15 protein-coding genes are annotated in these 19,100 nt (G+C 71.0%); 11 read left to right on the top strand and 4 right to left on the bottom strand.

Annotation, left to right across the window (positions count from 1 at the left end; all coding sequences use genetic code 11):
- Positions 1 to 13: 13 nt before the first annotated feature.
- Together ABD912_RS02155 and ABD912_RS02150 are read right to left on the bottom strand one after the other, a co-directional pair.
- On the bottom strand, positions 14 to 1,351 hold the full coding sequence (locus ABD912_RS02155; protein WP_345148117.1) for an MFS transporter: 1,338 nt from the start codon (positions 1,349 to 1,351) through the stop codon (positions 14 to 16).
- Positions 1,344 to 2,762, bottom strand: coding sequence for an alpha/beta hydrolase domain-containing protein (locus ABD912_RS02150; RefSeq protein WP_345148115.1), 1,419 nt, complete (start codon positions 2,760 to 2,762; stop codon positions 1,344 to 1,346). Before ABD912_RS02150 ends, ABD912_RS02155 begins: the two co-directional genes overlap by 8 nt.
- A gap of 147 nt (positions 2,763 to 2,909) precedes the next feature.
- Here ABD912_RS02150 and ABD912_RS02145 point away from each other — a divergent pair, with 147 nt between their 5' ends.
- The 7 genes from ABD912_RS02145 to ABD912_RS02115 are packed head-to-tail and all read left to right on the top strand — an operon-like array spanning position 2,910 to position 11,596.
- Complete coding sequence (locus ABD912_RS02145; protein WP_345148114.1) at positions 2,910 to 4,505, top strand: ABC transporter substrate-binding protein; 1,596 nt, start codon at positions 2,910 to 2,912, stop codon at positions 4,503 to 4,505.
- Between the two features lie 11 nt (positions 4,506 to 4,516).
- On the top strand, positions 4,517 to 5,458 hold the full coding sequence (locus ABD912_RS02140) for an ABC transporter permease (RefSeq protein ID WP_345148113.1): 942 nt from the start codon (positions 4,517 to 4,519) through the stop codon (positions 5,456 to 5,458).
- On the top strand, positions 5,455 to 7,425 hold the full coding sequence (locus ABD912_RS02135) for a dipeptide/oligopeptide/nickel ABC transporter permease/ATP-binding protein (RefSeq protein ID WP_345148112.1): 1,971 nt from the start codon (positions 5,455 to 5,457) through the stop codon (positions 7,423 to 7,425). The genes ABD912_RS02140 and ABD912_RS02135 overlap by 4 nt, the downstream gene beginning before the upstream one ends.
- On the top strand, positions 7,422 to 8,291 hold the full coding sequence (locus ABD912_RS02130) for an ATP-binding cassette domain-containing protein (RefSeq protein ID WP_345148111.1): 870 nt from the start codon (positions 7,422 to 7,424) through the stop codon (positions 8,289 to 8,291). Before ABD912_RS02135 ends, ABD912_RS02130 begins: the two co-directional genes overlap by 4 nt.
- Positions 8,292 to 8,293: 2 nt before the next feature.
- Positions 8,294 to 9,175 carry an alpha/beta fold hydrolase gene (locus ABD912_RS02125; RefSeq protein WP_345148110.1) on the top strand — a complete coding sequence of 294 codons (882 nt, stop codon included), beginning with the start codon at positions 8,294 to 8,296 and terminating at the stop codon, positions 9,173 to 9,175.
- A complete protein-coding gene (locus ABD912_RS02120) occupies positions 9,172 to 10,311 on the top strand; it encodes a CapA family protein (RefSeq protein WP_345148109.1) in 1,140 nt (379 codons plus the stop codon). The genes ABD912_RS02125 and ABD912_RS02120 overlap by 4 nt, the downstream gene beginning before the upstream one ends.
- Positions 10,312 to 10,357: 46 nt before the next feature.
- Entirely contained in the window at positions 10,358 to 11,596 is a 1,239-nt protein-coding gene (locus tag ABD912_RS02115; protein ID WP_345148108.1) for a CaiB/BaiF CoA transferase family protein, read from the top strand.
- Positions 11,597 to 11,745: 149 nt separating this feature from the next.
- On the opposite strand, the gene ABD912_RS02110 is transcribed toward ABD912_RS02115, so the two are convergent.
- Positions 11,746 to 12,525, bottom strand: a complete 780-nt coding sequence (locus tag ABD912_RS02110) for an SRPBCC family protein (RefSeq protein ID WP_345148107.1) — start codon at positions 12,523 to 12,525, stop codon at positions 11,746 to 11,748.
- A gap of 240 nt (positions 12,526 to 12,765) precedes the next feature.
- On the opposite strand from ABD912_RS02110, the gene ABD912_RS02105 reads away from it, so the two are divergent.
- Entirely contained in the window at positions 12,766 to 13,704 is a 939-nt protein-coding gene (locus ABD912_RS02105) for a PaaX family transcriptional regulator (RefSeq protein ID WP_345148106.1), read from the top strand.
- Between the two features lie 57 nt (positions 13,705 to 13,761).
- On the opposite strand, the gene ABD912_RS02100 is transcribed toward ABD912_RS02105, so the two are convergent.
- Positions 13,762 to 14,763 carry an Lrp/AsnC family transcriptional regulator gene (locus tag ABD912_RS02100; RefSeq protein ID WP_345148105.1) on the bottom strand — a complete coding sequence of 334 codons (1,002 nt, stop codon included), beginning with the start codon at positions 14,761 to 14,763 and terminating at the stop codon, positions 13,762 to 13,764.
- Between the two features lie 101 nt (positions 14,764 to 14,864).
- Here ABD912_RS02100 and ABD912_RS02095 point away from each other — a divergent pair, with 101 nt between their 5' ends.
- The 3 genes from ABD912_RS02095 to ABD912_RS02085 are packed head-to-tail and all read left to right on the top strand — an operon-like array spanning position 14,865 to position 18,971.
- A complete protein-coding gene (locus tag ABD912_RS02095) occupies positions 14,865 to 16,313 on the top strand; it encodes an MFS transporter (RefSeq protein ID WP_345148104.1) in 1,449 nt (482 codons plus the stop codon).
- 60 nt (positions 16,314 to 16,373) lie between these two features.
- Entirely contained in the window at positions 16,374 to 17,603 is a 1,230-nt protein-coding gene (locus ABD912_RS02090) for an amidohydrolase (protein ID WP_345148103.1), read from the top strand.
- Positions 17,604 to 17,606: 3 nt separating this feature from the next.
- Positions 17,607 to 18,971: an L-serine ammonia-lyase gene (locus ABD912_RS02085; RefSeq protein WP_345148101.1), complete on the top strand. Its 1,365-nt coding sequence runs from the start codon at positions 17,607 to 17,609 to the stop codon at positions 18,969 to 18,971.
- Positions 18,972 to 19,100 lie beyond the last annotated feature (129 nt).

Genomic DNA, 19,100 nt, shown 5'->3' with positions numbered 1-19,100 from the left:
AGTCGCGCTCAGTCTAGGAAGCAGTCGCCGCTTCACGCCCCCACCCGCGGCGTGCCAGCACCAGCACCACCCCGGCATTGACCAGGCAGGCGACCGCCGCCACGAGGAACGGCGCGCGGGCCCCGGTGGAGTCGATCAGCGCCCCGGCGAGCAGCGCGCCGAAGGGAATCGAGCCGAACGTCCCCATCGTGACCAGGGACATCATGCGCCCGATCACCGCCGGGGGAACCAGGCTCTGCGCGGAGGCGTTCACGGTTCCCGAAAACAGCCCGATGCCCAGCCCCAGCACGGGCGCCAGGGCCAGGAACCAGGCCAGCGAGGGCGCCAGCGCGTTGGCGGCCAGCGCCACCCCGAACACCAGGAAGACCGGAGCCAGCGTGGCGAAGGAGAGCGAGCGCAGCCGGGTCAGGATCACCGCGCCGATCACGGCCCCGACGGCGTTCAGCGCGTGGGCGGCACCAAGGTGCTCGGCGCCGCCTCCGTGGGTGCCGGTCACCAGCGCGGTGATGACCACGTTCATGTTCATGGCCGTCACCGCCACCACGATGTTGACCGCCAGCAGCGCGGCCACCACGGGAAAGACCGGCAGGCGCCGCAGCAGGATCTTGCCCGCGCTGCCCCGCTGCGACTGCCGCCGATGCAGGTCGGCGGGCCGGATCAGCAGCACAGCGATCACCACCGCGACATAGGACACCGCGTTGATGGCCAGGCACGGCACCGGCCCGAAGGCGGCGAACGCGAACCCGGCCAGGCCCGGCCCGATGAAGCGGGCCACGGAGACGTAGACACTGGTCAGCACGGTGCCGGTCTTCAGCAGCCGCGGACCGACCAGTTCGTAGACGAACGCCTGCGCGGCGATCCGCTCCATACCCTGGCAGGATCCGGCGAGCACCAGCAGCCCCAGCAGCCAGGGAAGATTCAGCTCGGCCTGGCCCAGCACCGCGATCAGGCCGATGGCCGCCGCGACGCTGGCCGCGGAGGTGCAGGCCAGGATCCGCCGGATCGGGACGGTGTCGGCCAGCCGGCCGGCCAGCGGGGCCAGCAGGAAGACCGGGGTGAACTGGGCAATCGTGACCCAGGCCAGCGCCGTTGCGCTCCCCGTGGCCTGCAAGACGACCAGCGAGATCGCCAGGTTCTGGAACCAGGACCCGGTGTTGGAGACCAGCTGGCCGGCGAAGTACAGCCGGTAGGAGCGGCTGGAGAACGGGCCGGGCGACGCGCCGCGGGCGGGACGGGACTGCCGGGAAGCGCGCCGCCCCGCACCGGTGGTTCCTGCGCCGGCGCCGCCCGGGTCCGCGCTCCCCGGGATCGCGTCCCCCGGCACGACGTGCGACCCGTCGAGGTCAGTCATCCGTGGCCCGCGCCGCCCAGCGTTCCGGGATCTCGGCGCGGAGCGTCGCGGCCTCGGCCTCGAGCAGGAACCCGTCGGCGACGCTGGTCTCGACCGCCTCGGTAAAGGCGCGGGCGTAGTCCTCCTTCGTGGCATACAGCCCGCCCACCACGGCCGCCGGCAGCGGCACCATGTGGCCAACGAGCCGGGCCACGCGCCCCGGGTCCGAGAGCGGAGTCCATTCCGGGGCCAGGCAGTATCCCGGGGCCGGGGTGCTGTGCGGGGCGTAGCGCTGCAGCGGAGCCTCGACCCACGGGGTGCGCACGCCTCCCAGCGCGTTGCCGAAGCCATCGCGCGCCAGCTCGGTCACGCGCCCGCCGGCCTCCCCGTCCGGGGCGAAGCGGCGTCCGGGCGGCGGGGCGACGCCGTCGCGCGTCCACCGGTCCAGGAGTTCGTAGAGGGCGCGGTTGTAGTAATCCATCCGTGCGTCGGAGGGGGTTTCGACGATGCGGCGCTCGGGCACCTCCAGCCCGGCGGCCCGGAACTGCGGGAAGTTGGTCAGGACCGTGGCGTCCAGGTTGGCGTGCGAGGTGCCGGCGATGCCGTAGAAGCGGTACCGGTCCCCGGGCGCGTCCGAATCCTCCCGCATCACCGGCTGGTGCGTCTCGGATTCGAACTCGCTGAGCACCTCGAACACCGGCACCGGGGCACCGGAAACGGTGCGCCGCGGATGGTCCAGCGGCAGCGCGGCCGACTGGGCCGACAACGGCGGGTAGCCGGCGGTCGCCGCGGCCCCCGAGGAGATCCCGATCAGCACGCTCGAGACGCTCGGGGTGCCGTCCGCGAGGACGTAGTCGTCGAGGAACCCCTCTTGGACGTACAGGCGGCTGATGCTGCCGGTCGCCGACCAGCCGGAGAGCGTGATGCGGCGGGCGACGACGTCGAACGCGCCCTCGCGCAGCGCCACCGACACCTGCCCGAGCAGGTCGTAGGCGAGTCCGGCCACCGGCAGCGACAGGCGCGCGTACCGCTCCGGAAAGTGCTGGCTGATGAGCCCGGCGCAGGTCGCGTCCTGGGTGACGCCGACCCAGGCGTGCCCGTTGCGGAGGATCCAGTCATGTATGGAGCGCCACGTGTTGGCGCGGTCCAGGTTCGGATGCAGGGGCTCGAGCTGCACCAGGCCGCTGGCCGCCGCCGGATCCGCCGGACGGCGCACCAGCACCCGGGTGGTGTACGGGTGGCGGGCCAGCGCCACCCGGGTGAAGCCTTCGTCGTAGCCCCATTCCGTGGCGGTGCCGCTGACCAGGAATTCCTCCTCCACGTAGCCGGCCGCGGCCAGGTCCACGCCGATCCCCCATTCCTGGGAGTAGGCGGTGCCCACCGGCACCCCCGGGGCCGAAATTCGCTCCACTGCCAGAGAGGTCTCGATCATCATGCGCTCCTTTGCGTTTCCACGGGGCCTTGCATTGTTATCAAGCTACTTGATAACTTCCTTCGTGTCACACATCACATCGGACCTGCGCCCCGGTCCCCCAAAACCACCCCACCAGTAGCCGACCAGCAGTCCCGAGGAGCATCAATGAAGAAGTCCCGGAACGGTTTCAAGACCTCACTTCTGGCCCTGACCTGCGGCCTTGCCCTGACCCTCACCGCCTGCGGCGGCGGGGGCAGCGCGGCCGGCGGCGGCACCGCGGAACTTGCGGACTCTGGCCGCGGCACCGAACTGCGCATGCAGTTCACCGGCCCGCCGGTCAGCCTGGATCCAGCCTTGGCCGGCACCGGCGGGTCGACCGCCTTCGTCTCCCTCGCCTACGATCCGCTGATCTTCATGGACTCGAACGGCAAGTTCGTTCCCTCGCTGGCCACCTCCTGGCGCTACCTGGACGAGACGAACACCGCCTTCGAGCTGACCATCCGCGAGGGCGTGACCTTCGCCGACGGCGAGGCGCTGGCCCCGGAGGCCGTGAAGGCCTCGCTGGAGTACTTCCTCAAGAACGCCGGGCCCAAGGCGGCGAAGGTAGGCCCGATAGAAAGCATCGAGGCCGGGGAGGACACGGTCACGGTGCACTACTCCTCGCCGTTCCCGGAGGCGGAGGCCACCTTCACCCAGGAGTGGATGTTCGGCAACATCATCAGCCCGGCCGGGCTGGCCGATCCCAAGTCGCTGCTGGTCGAAACCCAGGGCACCGGCCAGTACCAACTCTCCGGCGGCGAAACCGTGGCCGACTCCAAGTACGTCTACGAGCGCAACGAAAACTACTGGCTGCCCGAGGCCCAGCAGTATGAGAAGGTCTCCATCTCCATCATCGGGGACCCGAACGCCGTGATCTCGGCGATCACCACCGGCCAGGTCGACTACGCTTCCGGCTCCGCGTCCACCCTGGACGCGGCCCGGGACGCGAACCTGGAAATCGGCACCACCCCCTTCTTCAACTGGTCGCTGTACCTGGCCGACAAGGAAGGCACGGTCAATCCGGCGCTGAAGGACGAGCGGGTCCGCAAGGCCATCGCCTTGGCGATCAACCGCGAGGCGATCGCCAACGCCGTCGGGTCCGAGGTCTCGCAGGCCAACGGCCAGATCATGAACAAGGGCACGCGCGGCTACGTCGAGGGCCTGGGCTACGGCTACGACCCGGAGGAAGCCAAGCGGCTTCTTGCCGAGGCCGGCTACGCGGACGGCCTGGATCTGACGATCCTGACCCAGAACACAATCGACAACCAGACCATCCGTTCCCAGGCGATCGCGGACAACCTCAAGCAGGTCGGCATCAACGTCGACCTCAAGGTCATCACCACCGGCATCGCGAACTTCTCCACCGAGGCCCAGTCCAAGAAGTACGAGGCCGTCATCTTCCCGCTCACCGGCACCTCGACCGGCTCGGCCCACAAGGACATGCTGCAGGCCGGCACCCGCAACCCGTTCGAGATCGTGGAGCCGGAGACCGACGCGCTCTACAAGAAGTCCCTCAGCGCCGAGACTCCCGAGGAACGCACCGCCATCTACGAGGAGATGACCCGCGAGTACTACGAGCAGGCCTACGTCATCCCCGTGTTCACCGCGATGAACCTCAAGTACATCGGCCCCGGCCTGACCAACGTGCACTCCTCGGCGCTGAACCCGACCGACGTGCCCACCGGCCCCGGCGCCGAGTACTCCTGGCAGCCGAAGAAGTAGCGGAGGCCCCCATGTTCGGCTTTGTCCTGCGGAGATTCGCCATCTCCGTCCCGATGATCGTGATCGTTTCGATGGTCATGTTCCTGCTCTCCTCGATCGTGCCCGGCGACCAGGCCGCCACCATCCTGGGCGAGGACGCCACCCCGGAGGCCGTGGCCAAGCTGCGCGAACAGCTCGGCCTGAACCTCCCGCTCTACCAGCAGTATGCGAACTGGGCCCTCGGCGCCCTGCGGGGGGACCTGGGCAACTCGATCTACAGCGGCCAGTCCGTGGTGGAGATCCTCGGCGACCGCCTGCCGGTGACCGTCTCGCTGATGGTCCTCTCCACGCTCGTGATCGCGGTCGTCGGGGCCGGCCTGGGCCTGCTCTCGGCGGTCAAGGGCGGCTGGCTCGGCCGCTTCCTCGACGCGCTGAGCCTGGTGGGGCTTGCCGTGCCGAGCTTCGCCGTCGCCGTGCTGTTCGTCTCCGTCTTCGCGGTGGGCCTGCGCATCTTCCCGGCCACCGGGTACGCACCGCTGGAACGCGGCTTCGGCCCGTGGCTGATGGCGCTGGCGCTCCCCGTGGCGGCGATGAGCCTCTCCGGCACCACCCTGGTGGCCAAGCAGATGCGCGACTCCGCCCTGGACATCCTGGCGCGCGACTCGATCCGGGTGCTGCGCGCCAACGGCATCAGCGAGGCCTCGATCCTCTACCGGCACGTGCTCAAGAACGCCTCCATCCCGGCCACCACGATCGTGGGCATCGGCGCGATCGGCGCGCTGACCGGGGCCGTGTTCGTGGAAAACGTCTTCGTGCTCCCGGGCATGGGCTCGCTGGCGACCGCCTCCACCCTGAACCACGACCTTCCCGTGCTGCTGGGCCTCTCGGTCTACTTCACGCTGGTCGTGCTCTGCATCAACCTCGTCGTGGACCTCGTCTACGGCTTCCTGAACCCGAAGGTGCGAGTCTCATGAGCGAAACCACCACCCGGCGCCCCGATCCCACCAACAGCACGGCCGCCGAGCCGGCCGCCGCCGTCGTCGACCTCCCCGCGGCCCCGCCCTCCACGCTGCGCCGCGTGACCCGCGACTTCCTGCGCAAGCCGCTCGGCGTCGCCGCGGCGCTGTTCGTCCTGCTCATGCTCGCCGCCTCGGTCCTGGCCCCGTGGATCGCCCCGGCCGACCCGCTGCTGCAGAACCTGATGTCGGTCAAGCAGGGCCCCTCGGCCGAGCACCTGCTGGGCACCGATTCGCTGGGGCGCGACGTGCTCAGCCGGCTGCTGTACGGCGGCGCCGAATCGATCTTCGGCGTGCTGCAGGCGCTCACCGCCGCGCTGGTGGTGGGCGTTCCGCTGGGGGTGGCCACCGGCTACCTGGGCGGGCGCTTCGACAAGATCCTGATGCGGGCGATCGACATCAAGATGGCCATCCCCGGCATCATCGTCACGCTCTCGGTGCTGGCGATCTTCAACAACTCCATGGCCGCGGCCATGGTCACGTTCGGCCTGCTGGCCTCCGGCAACATCATCCGCGTCATCCGCTCCACCGTGCTGGGGGTGCGCGAGGAACTCTACGTCGACGCGGCCCGCGTGATCGGGCTGGGCTCGGCGGCGATCATCTTCCGCCACATCCTGCCGCGCACGATCGGCGTCGTGATCGTCCAGACCGCGATGCTCGCCTCGATCGCCCTGGGCGTGCAGACAGGCCTTGCCTTCCTCGGCTTCGGGCCTCCCCCGCCCGCCCCGACCTGGGGCGGCATGGTCTCCGAGGCCTCGGGGCTGCTGCGCCAGCACCCCTGGATGATGGTCCCCACCGCGGGCCTGATCACGGTCGCCACGCTGGCGCTGGGCCTGCTCGGGGACGCGATGCGCGACGTGAACTCCGAGCGTCTGGGCCGCCCCCAAGGCTCGGGCCGCCGCCGCACCGTCCCCGCCGCGGCGCCCGCCGGCGCGCCGGATCCGGCCGCGCTGCTTTCGGTGCGCGGCCTGAGCGTCGCGTTCGACGACGGCGAGAAGGAGACCGTCGTCGTGCAGGGAGCCAGCTTCGACATCCATCCCGGCGAAACCGTGGGCCTGGTCGGGGAATCCGGCTCCGGCAAGAGCGTCACCGCGCTGGCCCTGCTGGGGCTGCTGGGCGACAACGGGCGCATCGTCGCCGGGTCCGTCCACTACCGCGGCACCGACATCTCCGCCCACACCCAGGCCCAGTACCGGGAGTTGCGCGGCAAGGAAATGGCCCTGATCTCCCAGGAGCCCATGGTGGCGCTGGACCCGGCGTTCCGGGTGGGCTGGCAGATCGCGGAGGTCGTGATGACCCACCGCGGCTGCACCCGCAAGGAGGCCCGCGCCCACGTGCTGGACCTGCTGGCCGCGGTGAAGCTGCCGGACCCGGCCAAGGTCGCCCGGCTCTACCCGCACCAGATCTCCGGCGGCATGGCCCAGCGCATCGTGATCGCGATGGCGCTGGCCGGGGAACCGAAGCTGCTGATCGCCGACGAACCGACGACGGCGCTGGACGTGACGGTGCAGGCCGAGATCCTGGACCTGCTGCACGGCCTGCAGCAGGAGCGGGAGCTCGCGGTCCTCTTCGTCACCCACGACTGGGCCGTGGTGGCCGACATCTGCTCCCGCGCCGTGGTGATGTACGCCGGGGAAATCGTGGAAAAGGCGACGGTCCGGCAGATGTTCGACCGCCCGCTGCACCCCTACACCCGCGGCCTGCTGGATTCCAGCCCGCACCTGGCCCGCAAGGGCGAGCCGCTACCGACGATCGGCGGGATCGTCCCGCCTCCCTCGCAGTGGCCGGCCGGCTGCCACTTCAGCACCCGGTGCCCGCTGGCCACGGCGGCCTGCCGCGCCGGCGGCGTCGCCGAGGTCGGCCTCGCCGAGGGGCGCACCAGCCGGTGCCTGCGCATCGATGAACTCACGGAGGCACACGCATGAGCACCCCCACCGCCGGGACCCCGCTGCTGGAGGTCACCGACCTGGCCGTCGAATACCGCAACGGGCGCCGCTCCTTCCGCGCCGTCCAGGACGTCTCCTTCACGCTGGAGCCGGGCCGCACCCTGGGCCTGGTGGGCGAATCCGGCTCCGGGAAGTCAACGATCGGCCGCGCGATCCTGGGCCTGGCCCCGGTTTCCTCCGGCTCGGTCCGCTTCGCCGGGGCCGAACTGGCCACCATGAAGCGGGCCGAGCGGCGGACGCTGAGCGACCGGATCCAGGTGATCTTCCAGGACCCCTACAGCTCCCTGGACATCACCAAGACGATCGGCTACACCCTGGCCGAACCGCTCAACCACCACGAACGGCTCAGCCGCGAGCAGACGCTGCAGCGCATCCGCGCGATGGTGCGCCGCGTGGGGCTGCCCGAGGAGAGCATCCACCGCTACCCTGCCCAGTTCTCCGGCGGGCAGCGCCAGCGCATCGCGATCGCCCGGGCCCTGATCGGCAATCCCACCTTCGTGGTGTGCGACGAACCCGTGTCCGCGCTGGACCTCTCGATCCAGGCGGAGGTGATGAACCTGCTGGCCGAGCTGCAGAAAAGCATGGGCCTGGCCCTGCTGTTCATTTCGCACGACCTCTCCGTGGTGCGCCACATCTCCGACGACCTGGTGGTGCTCAAGGACGGCCGCGTCGTCGAACAGGGACCGGCCGAGCAGATCTACGCGAACCCCACCCACCCCTACACCCAAACCCTGCTGGCCGCCTCGCCGGTGCCCGATCCGGACGCCCAGGCGGCGCGCCGCGAGGCCCGGCGGGCCGCCGCGGCCGGCGGCCGCCCCTCCATCCCCACCCTGGAAAGGATCTAGACATGCCATACATCACCGTTGACGGCGCCGATCTGTACTACGAGGAGCACGGCGAGGGAGACGAGATCGTCATCTCCTCGGCCAACGGCTTCCACCCCACATACCCGGCGGCGCTGGCGCAGGCCCCCACCAACTACAGGGTCTACACGCTGCAGACGCGCGGCTTCGGCCGCTCCGGACGCCTGGACGAGGCCCCGCCGCAGGGGTACCTGAACCGGTGGGCCGAGGACGTGATCGCTCTGGCCGACCACCTGGGGGCGGAGAAGTTCACCTACACCGGCATCTCCCACGGCGGGGGCATCGGCTGGGTGATCGCCCACCGCTTCCCCGAACGGCTCAAGGCCCTGCTTTCCGTGGTGGGCACCCCCCACCTGCGCTACGGCGTGACCGACTCCTCCGAGGGCCGGCGCAAGATCGTGGACAACCCCGGCAACACCGAGATCATCCGCGAGGCCATGGCACAGATCGCCGGCCCCACCCCGGAGGGGCGCGAGGAACTGCGCGAGGCGGTCATGGAGCTCGCCCTGGCCACGAAGCTGGAGCGCGACCCGAAGGAGGCCCGCATCAACCAGGGCATGCCCTTCCCGGAGGCGAAGGACAACGACGCCCTGCGCGAGGTGCTCTCCACCATCGACGTTCCCGTGCTGATCCTGGGCGGAATGCGCGACGGCGTCATCCCGCCCGGGTCCTCGGTGCTCGCCGGGGCGGCGGTGCGCCGCGCCAAGACCGTCCTGTTCGAGGACGAGGGGCACTGGATCGCCAAGGAAAGCCCCGAACGCCTGGTCCGCGAGATCAAGCTGTTCATGGACGAACTCGACGGGACGGCCCTGCCGGCCCGCAACGAGGCGCTGAGCCTGGCCGGCGGGGAGGCGGGCACCGTATGAGCACCGCCATCCACACCATCCTGGCCGTCGGCGACCTGGTGCTCGACGAGCAGGAGGTCGGCCACTACTTCGACGCCACCCGCGAGATCTTCCATGCCGCGGACCTGGCGATCGCCCAGATCGAGGTCCCCCACACCACCTCCACCGAATGCGCCAGCGTCGATGTGCCCGCGCCCCCGGCACCGGTGCACAACGTCGCCGAGATCGCGCGCGCCGGCTTCGGGGTGGCCACCCTGGCCGGCAACCACATCTACGACTGCGGCCCGCAGGGCATCCGCGACACGATCGAACTCGCCGCCGCCGCCGGCATCCGGACCACCGGGGCCGGAGAAAACCTCGAGGCCGCCCGGCGCCCGGTCATCACCGAACTCGGCGAGCGCCGGGTGGGGCTGCTGAACTACAACTGCGTGGGCCCGCGCGAATCCTGGGCCACCTCCAAGAAGGCCGGCTGCGCGTTCGTGAAGGTGCTCACCCACTACGAGCTCGACAGCGCGAACCCGGGCGGACCGCCCTCGGTCTACTCCTTCGCCGAGCCCGCCAGCTACGAGGCCTTCACCGCCGACGTCAGGGCGCTGGCCGCGGAGGTCGACGTCGTCATCGTGGCCCTGCACAAAGGCATCGGCCACCTGCCCGCGGAGATCGCGGCCTACGAGACCCAACTGGCCCACGCCGCCATCGACAACGGCGCGCACGCGGTCATCGCCCACCACGCCCACATCATGCGCGGCATCGAGTTCTACCGCGGGGCACCGGTCTTCCACGGGCTGGGCAACTTCGTCACCGTCACCAACGCCCTGAGCGCCGGCGGGGACAACACCTCCCCGGAGCGCCTGGCCTGGGCGAAACGGCGCAAGAAGCTCTTCGGCTTCGAGCCGGACCCGACCATGCCGAACTACGCCTTCCATCCCGAAAGCCGCAACACGGCAATCGCGGTGCTGGAGATCGACGGCGCCGGGGCCCTGGAGGCCTCCTTCATTCCCTGCTGGATCGACCAGTCCGCGGCCCCGCAGCCGCTGCGCGACGAGGCTTCCGCGGCCCCGGTGCTCGCCTACGTCGAGTCGATCAGCCGCGAGGCCGGGTTCGGCACCCGCTTCACCTGGGACACCGACCGGGTCAGGGTCGCCCCGCCCGCCTAGCCCGGGCCCCTGTCCCGCCCTCCTCCCGACCACCGAACGGAACCCGATGAACGCCAAACCCCTGGACGGAACGATCGTCCTGGACCTGACCACGGCCCTCTCCGGCCCCTACGCCACGATGCTGCTGGCCTCGCTCGGGGCCCGGGTCATCAAGATCGAAAACCCGGCCACCGGCGGGGACTCCTCGCGCAACAACGCCCCCTACGTGACCGAGAGGGGCATCGCGCTGCAGCGCTCGGCCCCGGAGGACATGTCCCTGTCGATGATGCTGCGGGGCCGCAACAAGCAAAGCGTGCTGCTGGACCTGAAAACCGACGCCGGCCGCGAGGTGTTCCTGGAACTGGCCGCCCGCGCCACGATCGTGGTGGAGAACTACAGTCCGGGGGTCACCCGCCGGCTGGGCATCGACTACGACGCCGTGTCCCGGGTCAACCCCGCGATCATCTACACCTCGATCACGGGCTTCGGGACCGAGGGCGGCACCGACGGGCTCAAGGCCATGGACGCGATCATCCAGGCGATGAGCGGGGTGATGTTCACCGCCGGCGAGGACGGGCAGGATCCGGTCCGCTTCGGCCTGCCGGTGGGAGACCTGATCGCCCCGCTCTACGCGGTGATCGGGACCCTGGCCGCGCAGCGGCACCTGGAGCGCACCGGGGAGGGCCAGTTCGTGGACGTCTCCATGCTCGGCGCCCTGACCTCGCTGGTGGCCATCGAGCCGTTCGAAACTCTCGAGGCGCTGGGGATCCCGCAGCGGACCGGGGCGCACGTGCCGCGGCTGGCCCCGTTCGGCACGTTCGCGACCCGCGACGGCTTCTTCGCCCTCAGCGCGCCCACCGATCCCATGGCCCGCAGCGTCTTCGCCGGCCTCGGCATGCCGGAACTCGGGACGGATCCGCGCTTCGCCACCCGCGACGGCCGGGTCGCCCACGCAGCGCAGCTGCACGGCATCATCCAGGACTGGGCCGCGCCGCTGGGCAACGACGACGCCGTCGCCCGGCTCGCCGGCGCCGGGGCCCCGGTGGCTCCGGTGCGGCAGCCGGCCGAGGCCCTCCGCGACGCCCAGGTGCTGGCCCGCGGCGAGGTGGTGCCGCTGGTCGGCGAGGCCGGGGCCGAGGGCACCGTCTACGGTTCGGGCGTGCCGATCCGGATGTCGCGCGTGAGCGCGACGCTCGACGCCCCGGCGCCGGCGCTGGGGGCGGACACCGAGTCGGTGCTCGGCGAGCTGCTCGGCTACACCCCCGAGCGGATCGCCGCGCTCGCCGGACGGGAGATGGCCCTCTAGCTCGGTGAACCGGTGAGGCCGGCTCCGCGCGCGGCACCATGCTGAGGCGGCAAAGGCCCCAACCCGATCCGGGGTTGGGGCCCTCGCGCCAGGCGATACGCGCCCTCGCCGGCCTTCAAGCTGATCGGCCTTCAATCACCGCGAACGGTCTACCAGCGGGGAGTGCCATCCGGGCTCGCCGTCGGGGGCAGGGTTCCCTCGTCCTCTGGACGGACCACGATGATGCCGGCATCGGGGTCGACCTCCTCCACCACGACGGGCTCGGACTCGACAACCGGCGTCACGGGCGGGACCGCCGCGGAGGAAGCGACAGGCTCGTCGTCGGACTTCTTGCCCGCCGCGACAGCTGCGACACCTGCGGCCGCGGCCGCGGCGACGCCCAGGCCCGCGGCGACCGCCTTCCCGGAGACGCCGGCCTTTCCGCTGTCACCGCGCGTCGCGGCGGCTGCCTCGGCGCCGGGGGTGCCAACGGCACCTTCGTTGATCGTTCCGCGCCAGGCTCCGGAGGCGTAGCCCTCGGATTCGATGAACTCCTTGAAGCGGGCCAGATCGCCCTCGGCCTGCTTTTCGATGACGTTCAGCTTGTCGCCGATTTGCTCGACGAGGCCTTCGGGCTCGTATTCCAGCGTCAGGCGCACCGACGTTTGGCCGCCTCCCACGTCCTCGAACGTTACGGCACCGGCGTTGGTGGCACCCTCGGTCGCGGCCCACGCGACCTTCCGATCCGGGACCTGCTCCAGGATCTTCGCCTCCCACCGCCGGCGCACCCCGCCGATCTCCGCGACCCACTCCAGCCGGTCATCGCCGAGCTGGGTCACCTGCTTGATCCCGCCCATGAAGTGGGGGAAGTCCTCGAACTGGGTCCATTGGTTGTAGACCGCGCTGACCGGCACGTTCACCATGATCTGCTTCTCAATCCTCGTGCTCACAGCAACTCCTTTGAACAGGGAAAGACGGAAGATCAACCGCCCATGAACCAACGACGCTACCGCGCACCCGCACCCCTGGCCAGAGCGTGGCGAGCCTGCGGGGCGCCACGGGGCCGCAGCCGGCAGCCCCGCTACCCTCCCGCCGTTTCAATGTGCGGCATAATTGTGGTGATCGTCAGGGAATTGACGCCTATGATGGAATCTCCCCGCGTCGCGGCGCACCAACAGGAGGCAGCTTCCATGTCGACCCCCACCACCACCGCGGCACCCGCCCGGGAGGGCGTCCCCGCCATCCTCGCCACCGTCCGCCCCCGCGTCGCCGACGGCCCGCGGCCGCGCCACATCCTCATGACCCTGCTGGCGGACTACTGGATCCGCTCCGGCTCCCGTGCCCCCTCGGGGGCGCTGGTCGAGCTGCTGGGCGACTTCGGGATCAGCGAGGCCGGAGCCCGCACGGTGCTCAGCCGCGTCGCCCGCGACGGGCGCGTCACCGTGGACCGTGAAGGACGGCGCACGTTCTACGCGCTGACCCCGCGCCTGCGCGAGCGCCTGATCGGAGGCCTGGAACTGCTGGCGTCCTTCGGCATGGAGGCCCACGAGGTGGAAACCTGGAGTTGCGTGGCCTTCTCCGTGCCGGAGGAGCAGCGCGCCGCCCGCCACAAGCTCCGCGCCGGGCTGCAGTGGCTGGGCTTCGCTCCCCTCTATGACGGGCTCTGGGTCAGCCCCCGCCGAGTGCTCCAGCGGGCCGAAACGCTCGTGGAGTCCTTGGGGATCACCGCCGCCTCGGTCTTCGAGGCGGACATCCGCGGCATCGGCTCCGCCTACGGCCGGCCCACCGACGCCTGGGACCTGGCCTCCATCTCGGCGATCTACCGGGACTTCATCGCCGAGCTCGAACCGATCGCCGAACGCATGCGGTCCGGCCACCTTGAGGACCGCGAGGCCCTGGCCTGGCGGACGGAAATCATGAGCGTGTGGCGCGCCTTCCCCACCGTGGACCCCGGGCTGCCGGAGTCGCTCCTTCCGCAGGACTGGCCCCGGGCGCGGGCGCGCCAACTCTTCGAGGAGCTCTACCTGGGGCTGGCCGCCGCCGCGGAGCGCCGCGTGCACCGGGCCGTCGCGCACCACGACGAGTCCCTGGTCTCCGCAGCGGCGGCCCACGGACTCTCGATCGACTAGGGTCCATTTGCCCCCGCGCCGCAGCGGTCCGTAACGGATCGACGCGGCAGGCGGCACCTAGCCGCGCGGCTCCGGGTGGACAAAGCCGAGCGTGGCCCGGCCATCGGCATCGATGAGCCGCCCCAGGTGCTTGCTCATCCGAAAGACCACGCTGCGGTCAGCGATCCTGGCGCCGGGAAGCGTTTCCTCCATCGCGGCCTCGAACCGCGCCACCTCACCGAGCTCGCGCAGCCACACGGCCACGATGAGGTTGTACTGACTGGCGACGGCCAGGGCGGTACGGGTCTGGGGAACCTGGTCGAGCAACACCCGCATCCGGGGGATGAGCTTCGCCGGCGTGCGGATGAAGTACCACACGTAGATGGGCCACCCGGTCACGCTGCGCGCCACGTCGGTGCGCAGCCGCAGCCGGCCCTCCGCGATCAGGCGGGCAAGGCCATCGGAGACGCGCTGTTCGCTCAACCCGTGGTCGGCGGCGATCCGGCGCACCGGGCGCCGCCCATCCTCCATGAGCGCGTGGCGCAGCGCGGCCTCGATGTCGGGGTGGACCGTGCGCGGTGCCCGCGCCCGCGGCGGGGCCGGACGAGGGACGCCCGCCGCTTCCCGCGGGGTCAGGGCCTGCAGCCTCCAGTCGGACGCCTCCTTGATCGGTTCCGTCACCAGGTGGCTCTGCGCGTGGCTCACGCCGGGCAGCGCACCGATGCGGTTGGTCACCAGGTCCCACACCTCGAGCGGCGTCCGAGCCCAGGCGGTGGCGAGAATGTCGCGGCTGCCCGAGGTGTGGTCCAGCGTGATCAGCTCCGGCATCCGCGTGAGCGCCCTCGTGACTTCATCGACCCGCTGCGGAACGCAGCTGATGTCGACCAACGCCCCCGCGCCGCCCGGAAAGAACCCCGAGACCCAGGCAAGCCCGCGCTCGCGCAACGCGTCCCACCTCCTGGCCAACGTCACCGGGTCGACGCCGAGCACCGGCGCAAGGTCGCTCCAACGCGCCCGGCCGTTGATCTGCAAGGCATGGATGATGCGCGCATCGAGGGGTTCAAGCCGATATTCCTGCATATTCCTAAGAGTAATCACGATTACCTGCGTTTTTACCCATCGAAAACACGGCCCTCCTACCCTGATGTGGTCCCGTTCACTCCCCTCACATCGGAGTACCTATGAGCACGATCGCGAGCCGCCGCACCTCGGCCGGCGCCGCCGTCGGATTCCTCGTCGTCATGGAATTCGGCAGCGGAATCCTGCAGGGCTGGCTGAGCCCCTTGTTCACCTCGATCGGAGAGCAGTACGGCGCCTCCGCGGCGTCCCTGAACTGGGTCAGCGCGGCCTACCTGCTCGCCACCGTGCTGGTGGTCCCGCTGCTGTCCAAGCTCGGCGACATCTACGGACACAAGCGGCTGCTGCTGATCGCCACGATCGTCGTCGCCGCCGCCTCCATCCTGGTGGCCTTCGCCCCGAACTACGGCGTCTTCCTGGCCGCCCGCGCCATCCAGGCCCCGCTGGCCGTGTTCCTCCCGCTGGAATTCGCCATCGTCCACCAGCGCGATCCCGAGAACGCCGGGCGCAGCATCGGCCGGCTCGTCGGCGCACTCACCCTGGGCGCGGCCGCCGGCGGGCTGCTGTCGGGAGCCGTGCTGGATGCCACCGGCAGCCTCACCGCAACCCTGCTGGTCCCGGCCCTCTTCATGGTCCTGTGCATTCCGGGCGTCGCGATCTTCGTCAAGGAGACCACGCTGCGCCGCCACGATCGCGTCGACTACCTCGGAGCCCTGCTGCTGGGCACCGGCCTGGTGGCCTTTCTCGGAGGCGTCTCGAACATGAAGTCGTGGCCGGCGGGCCTCACGGCCGCCACGGTGCTCGGTGGGCTCGCGCTGCTGGTGGCGTGGGTCGTCTCCGCGCGCCGCCTGGCCCATCCCCTGATCGACCTGCGCGTGCTCACCCACGGCGGGATCGGCCTGCCGATCGTCGTGGCCTTCCTCTACGGCGCCCAGATGTTCGGCTCGCAGACCCCCATCTCCGTCTACCTGCGCTCGGATGCCACGGCGCTGGGCTACGGCTTCGGCGCCAGCGCCACGACCGCCGGGCTGACGCTCTCGCTGTTGGCGGTCGCCGCGTTCGTGGGTGCCACGCTCAGCGACCGGGTGGCCCGCCTGCTCACCGGACCGCGCGCCGTGGCCCTCGGCGGCGCGGTCTCCGCGATCGGCTACGCGCTGATGATCCTGGCGCCAGGAACCCTCACCACGTTCACGATCTGGATGGTGTTCTCCGGACTGGGTGCCGGCGTCGTCATCGGCGCACTGCCCACCATCGTGGTCTCCCGCGCCGAACCGGACGCCGTCGGCATCGCCTCGGGGCTGTACAACACCGCACGCACCGCCGCCGGCGCGGTGGCCGGGGCCCTGTTCGCGCTGCTCATGGCGGCCTTCGCCATGCCCAACGGCTCCGGAGCCAGCATCTCCACCGAATTCTCCTTCCACGTGGTCTGGTGGATCTGCACCGGGCTGTGCCTGCTCTTTGCGGTCCTGGCCCTGCTCATCCGCCCGCGGAGCGACGCCACGGCCGCGCCGGACACCGCCCGGACCGCCGCGGATCCCGAACCCGCCCGCTGAATCACCGGCCCAGCGAACCGGTAGCCCCCTCCAACTGCACGCCCCACGAAAGGACCCACCATGACCATCACCACGCAGACCACCGACCGCGCCGCGCTGCGCGAGAGCATTCTCGACACCGTCACCGCCGCCCGCCCGGCCCTGATCGAACTGAGCCACGCCATCCATGGGTTCAAGGAAATCTCCTGGGAGGAGCGCCGCTCGGCCGCCGCCGTCGCGGCGGCCATGCGGGATGCCGGCTTCGAGGTCACGGAGGCCGCATACGGCGTCGAGACCGCCGTCGAGGCCGTCTACGGCACGGGCGAGCTGACCGTGGTCATCTGTTCCGAATACGACGCCCTGCCGAACGTCGGGCATGCCTGCGGACACAACATCATCGCCGCGGCCGGCGTCGGCGCCGCCCTGGCGCTCAAGCCGGTCGCCGACGCGGCCGGGCTGCGCATCAAGCTGCTCGGCACCCCGGCGGAGGAACACGGCGGCGGCAAGGTGTCCCTGCTGCAGGCCGGCGCCTGGGAGGATGCCGCGTTCTCGATGATGGTGCACGGCATGGCCGGGCAGGAGATCAGCGTCAACGCCATGAGCATGACGGCGGTGCAGCGCTTCGAGGTGACCTACTCCGGCCGCGAGGCGCACGCCGCCGGCGCCCCGGACAAGGCCATCAACGCCGGCGCGGCGGCGAACCTGGCCCTGATGAACCTGGCGGTCCTGCGCCAGCACCTGCCCGAGCGCTCCAACACCAACGCCTACATCTCCGACGGCGGCGGTGCCACGAACGTCATTGCCGGCTCCGCGACGGTGCAGGTGGAGGTGCGCGCCAGCGACCTGGACGCCTGGCGCGACCTCAAGCGGCGGGTCCTTGCGTGCTTCGAGGGCGCGGCCATCGCCACGGGCTGTACCTGGGAACACCGCCAGACCGAGCACCCCTACGCCACGGTCGACACGCACGAGGGCCTTGGCGCCGCGTGGGACGCGAACATGGAGTCGGTCGGCCGCCCGGTGGACCCGACCCCAATCTACGGAGGCGGGTCCACCGACATGGGCAACGTGTCCCAGGTGGTCCCGGCGGTCCACGGCATGGTCGCGGTCCGCGGTTCCCAGGCCGTGCCGCACCACCCGGACTTCGCCGCGGACGCCGCCTCGCCGGCGGCCGACGACGCCGTCGTGGACGGGGCGGCCGTGCTCGCCCTCACGGCGCTGGACGCGGCTCTGGACCCGCAGCTGCGTGGCGAACTGCTCCGCCTGCAGGCGGAGCGCGAGCCCGGAGCCACGACCGTGACGCTGCGGGCCTGATCCATGGATGGCGTGTACGTCTCCGCGCTGGAGATGTTTTCGATCGGCATCGGCCCCTCCAGCTCGCACACGGTGGGACCGATGCGGGCCGGAGCGCGGTTCGTTGCCGAGTTGGACATGCGCGGGCTGCGCGCCGGTGTGGACCGCTTCCGGGTCGTGCTGCACGGTTCGCTGGCGGCCACCGGGATCGGCCACGGAACGCCCGACGCCGTGCTGGCCGGGCTGGACGGGATGGATCCGACCAGCTGCGACCCGGCGGCGGTGCACGGACGCTACGCGTCCCTGGCCGGCGGCGCGACGCTGTCGGTAGGTGGCGTTGACCTGGCCGCCGAGGACGTCGTGTTCCAGCCCCGGGTGCGGGACAAGGGGCACCCCAATGCCATGACGCTGGTCGCCGAAGCCGGCGGGGACGCCGTCCTGGAGCGCACCTACCTCTCGATCGGCGGCGGCTTCGTCACCGAAGCGCCGGCCGGGGACACGGTTGGCCCCTCAACCCCTGAAAACCGCCGAGCCCGGGGGGCCGCCAGCCCGGTGTCGTCGTACACCACCATGGCCGGGCTGCTGGATTCGCTTCACGGGCGCAGCATCGCGGACGTGGCCCGCGACGACGAGGTGCGGTGGCACGGCGCAGCCACGGTCGAGGCCGGCCTCGACGCCGTCTGGGAAGCGATATCCGCCTGCGTGCGGGACGGACTCGGCAACGAGGGCATCCTGCCCGGTGGGCTCAACGTGCCCCGGCGCGCGGCGCGGGCGCACGCGGCGTTGCTGGCGAGCGACGAACACCCCGCGGAGGCGCTCGTGAGCGTCTACGCCATGGCCGTCAACGAGCAGAACGCCGGCGGCGGACGCGTGGTCACCGCCCCGACCAACGGCGCCGCCGGGGTGCTGCCGGCCGTGCTGTTCTTCCTGGGGCAGCACGGCGCCGCGCGGGAGCAGATCCACGAGTTCCTCCTCACGGCCAGCGTCATCGGGTCCATCATCAAGGCCAACGCCTCGATCTCGGGCGCCGAGGGCGGCTGCCAGACGGAGGTCGGTTCGGCCTGCGCCATGGCCGCGGCCGGGCTGACGGCGGTGCGCGGAGGAACCCCCGCCCAGGTGGAAAACGCGGCCGAGATCGCACTGGAACACCACCTGGGGCTCACCTGCGATCCGGTGGGCGGGCTCGTCCAGATTCCCTGCATCGAGCGCAACGCGGTCGCGGCCGCCACGGCCCTGACGGCCTCGCGCATCGCACTGCTGGGGGACGGAACGCACCTGGTGAGCCTGGACACCGCGGTGGAGACGATGCGCGCCACCGGCGCCGACATGTCCGCCAAATACAAGGAGACCTCAACGGGCGGGCTGGCCGTCACGGTCCCCTACTGCTGAAGCTCCGCCGCCCAACCCCGAGACCGCGGGGCCCGACCTTCGGGTCGGGCCCCGCGGTCTCGGCGCGTCCGGCTCCCCCGTCTATCGCCCCTGACATTGGCAAATTCACCACGGGCAGCAGGGGCGCGA

Origin of the sequence: Arthrobacter ginkgonis (assembly GCF_039540195.1) — a bacterium.
Taxonomy (GTDB): Bacteria; Actinomycetota; Actinomycetes; order Actinomycetales; family Micrococcaceae; genus Zafaria; species Zafaria ginkgonis.
Note: the sequence above shows the minus strand (reverse complement) of the source record. Positions and strands in the feature narration are given on the sequence as shown.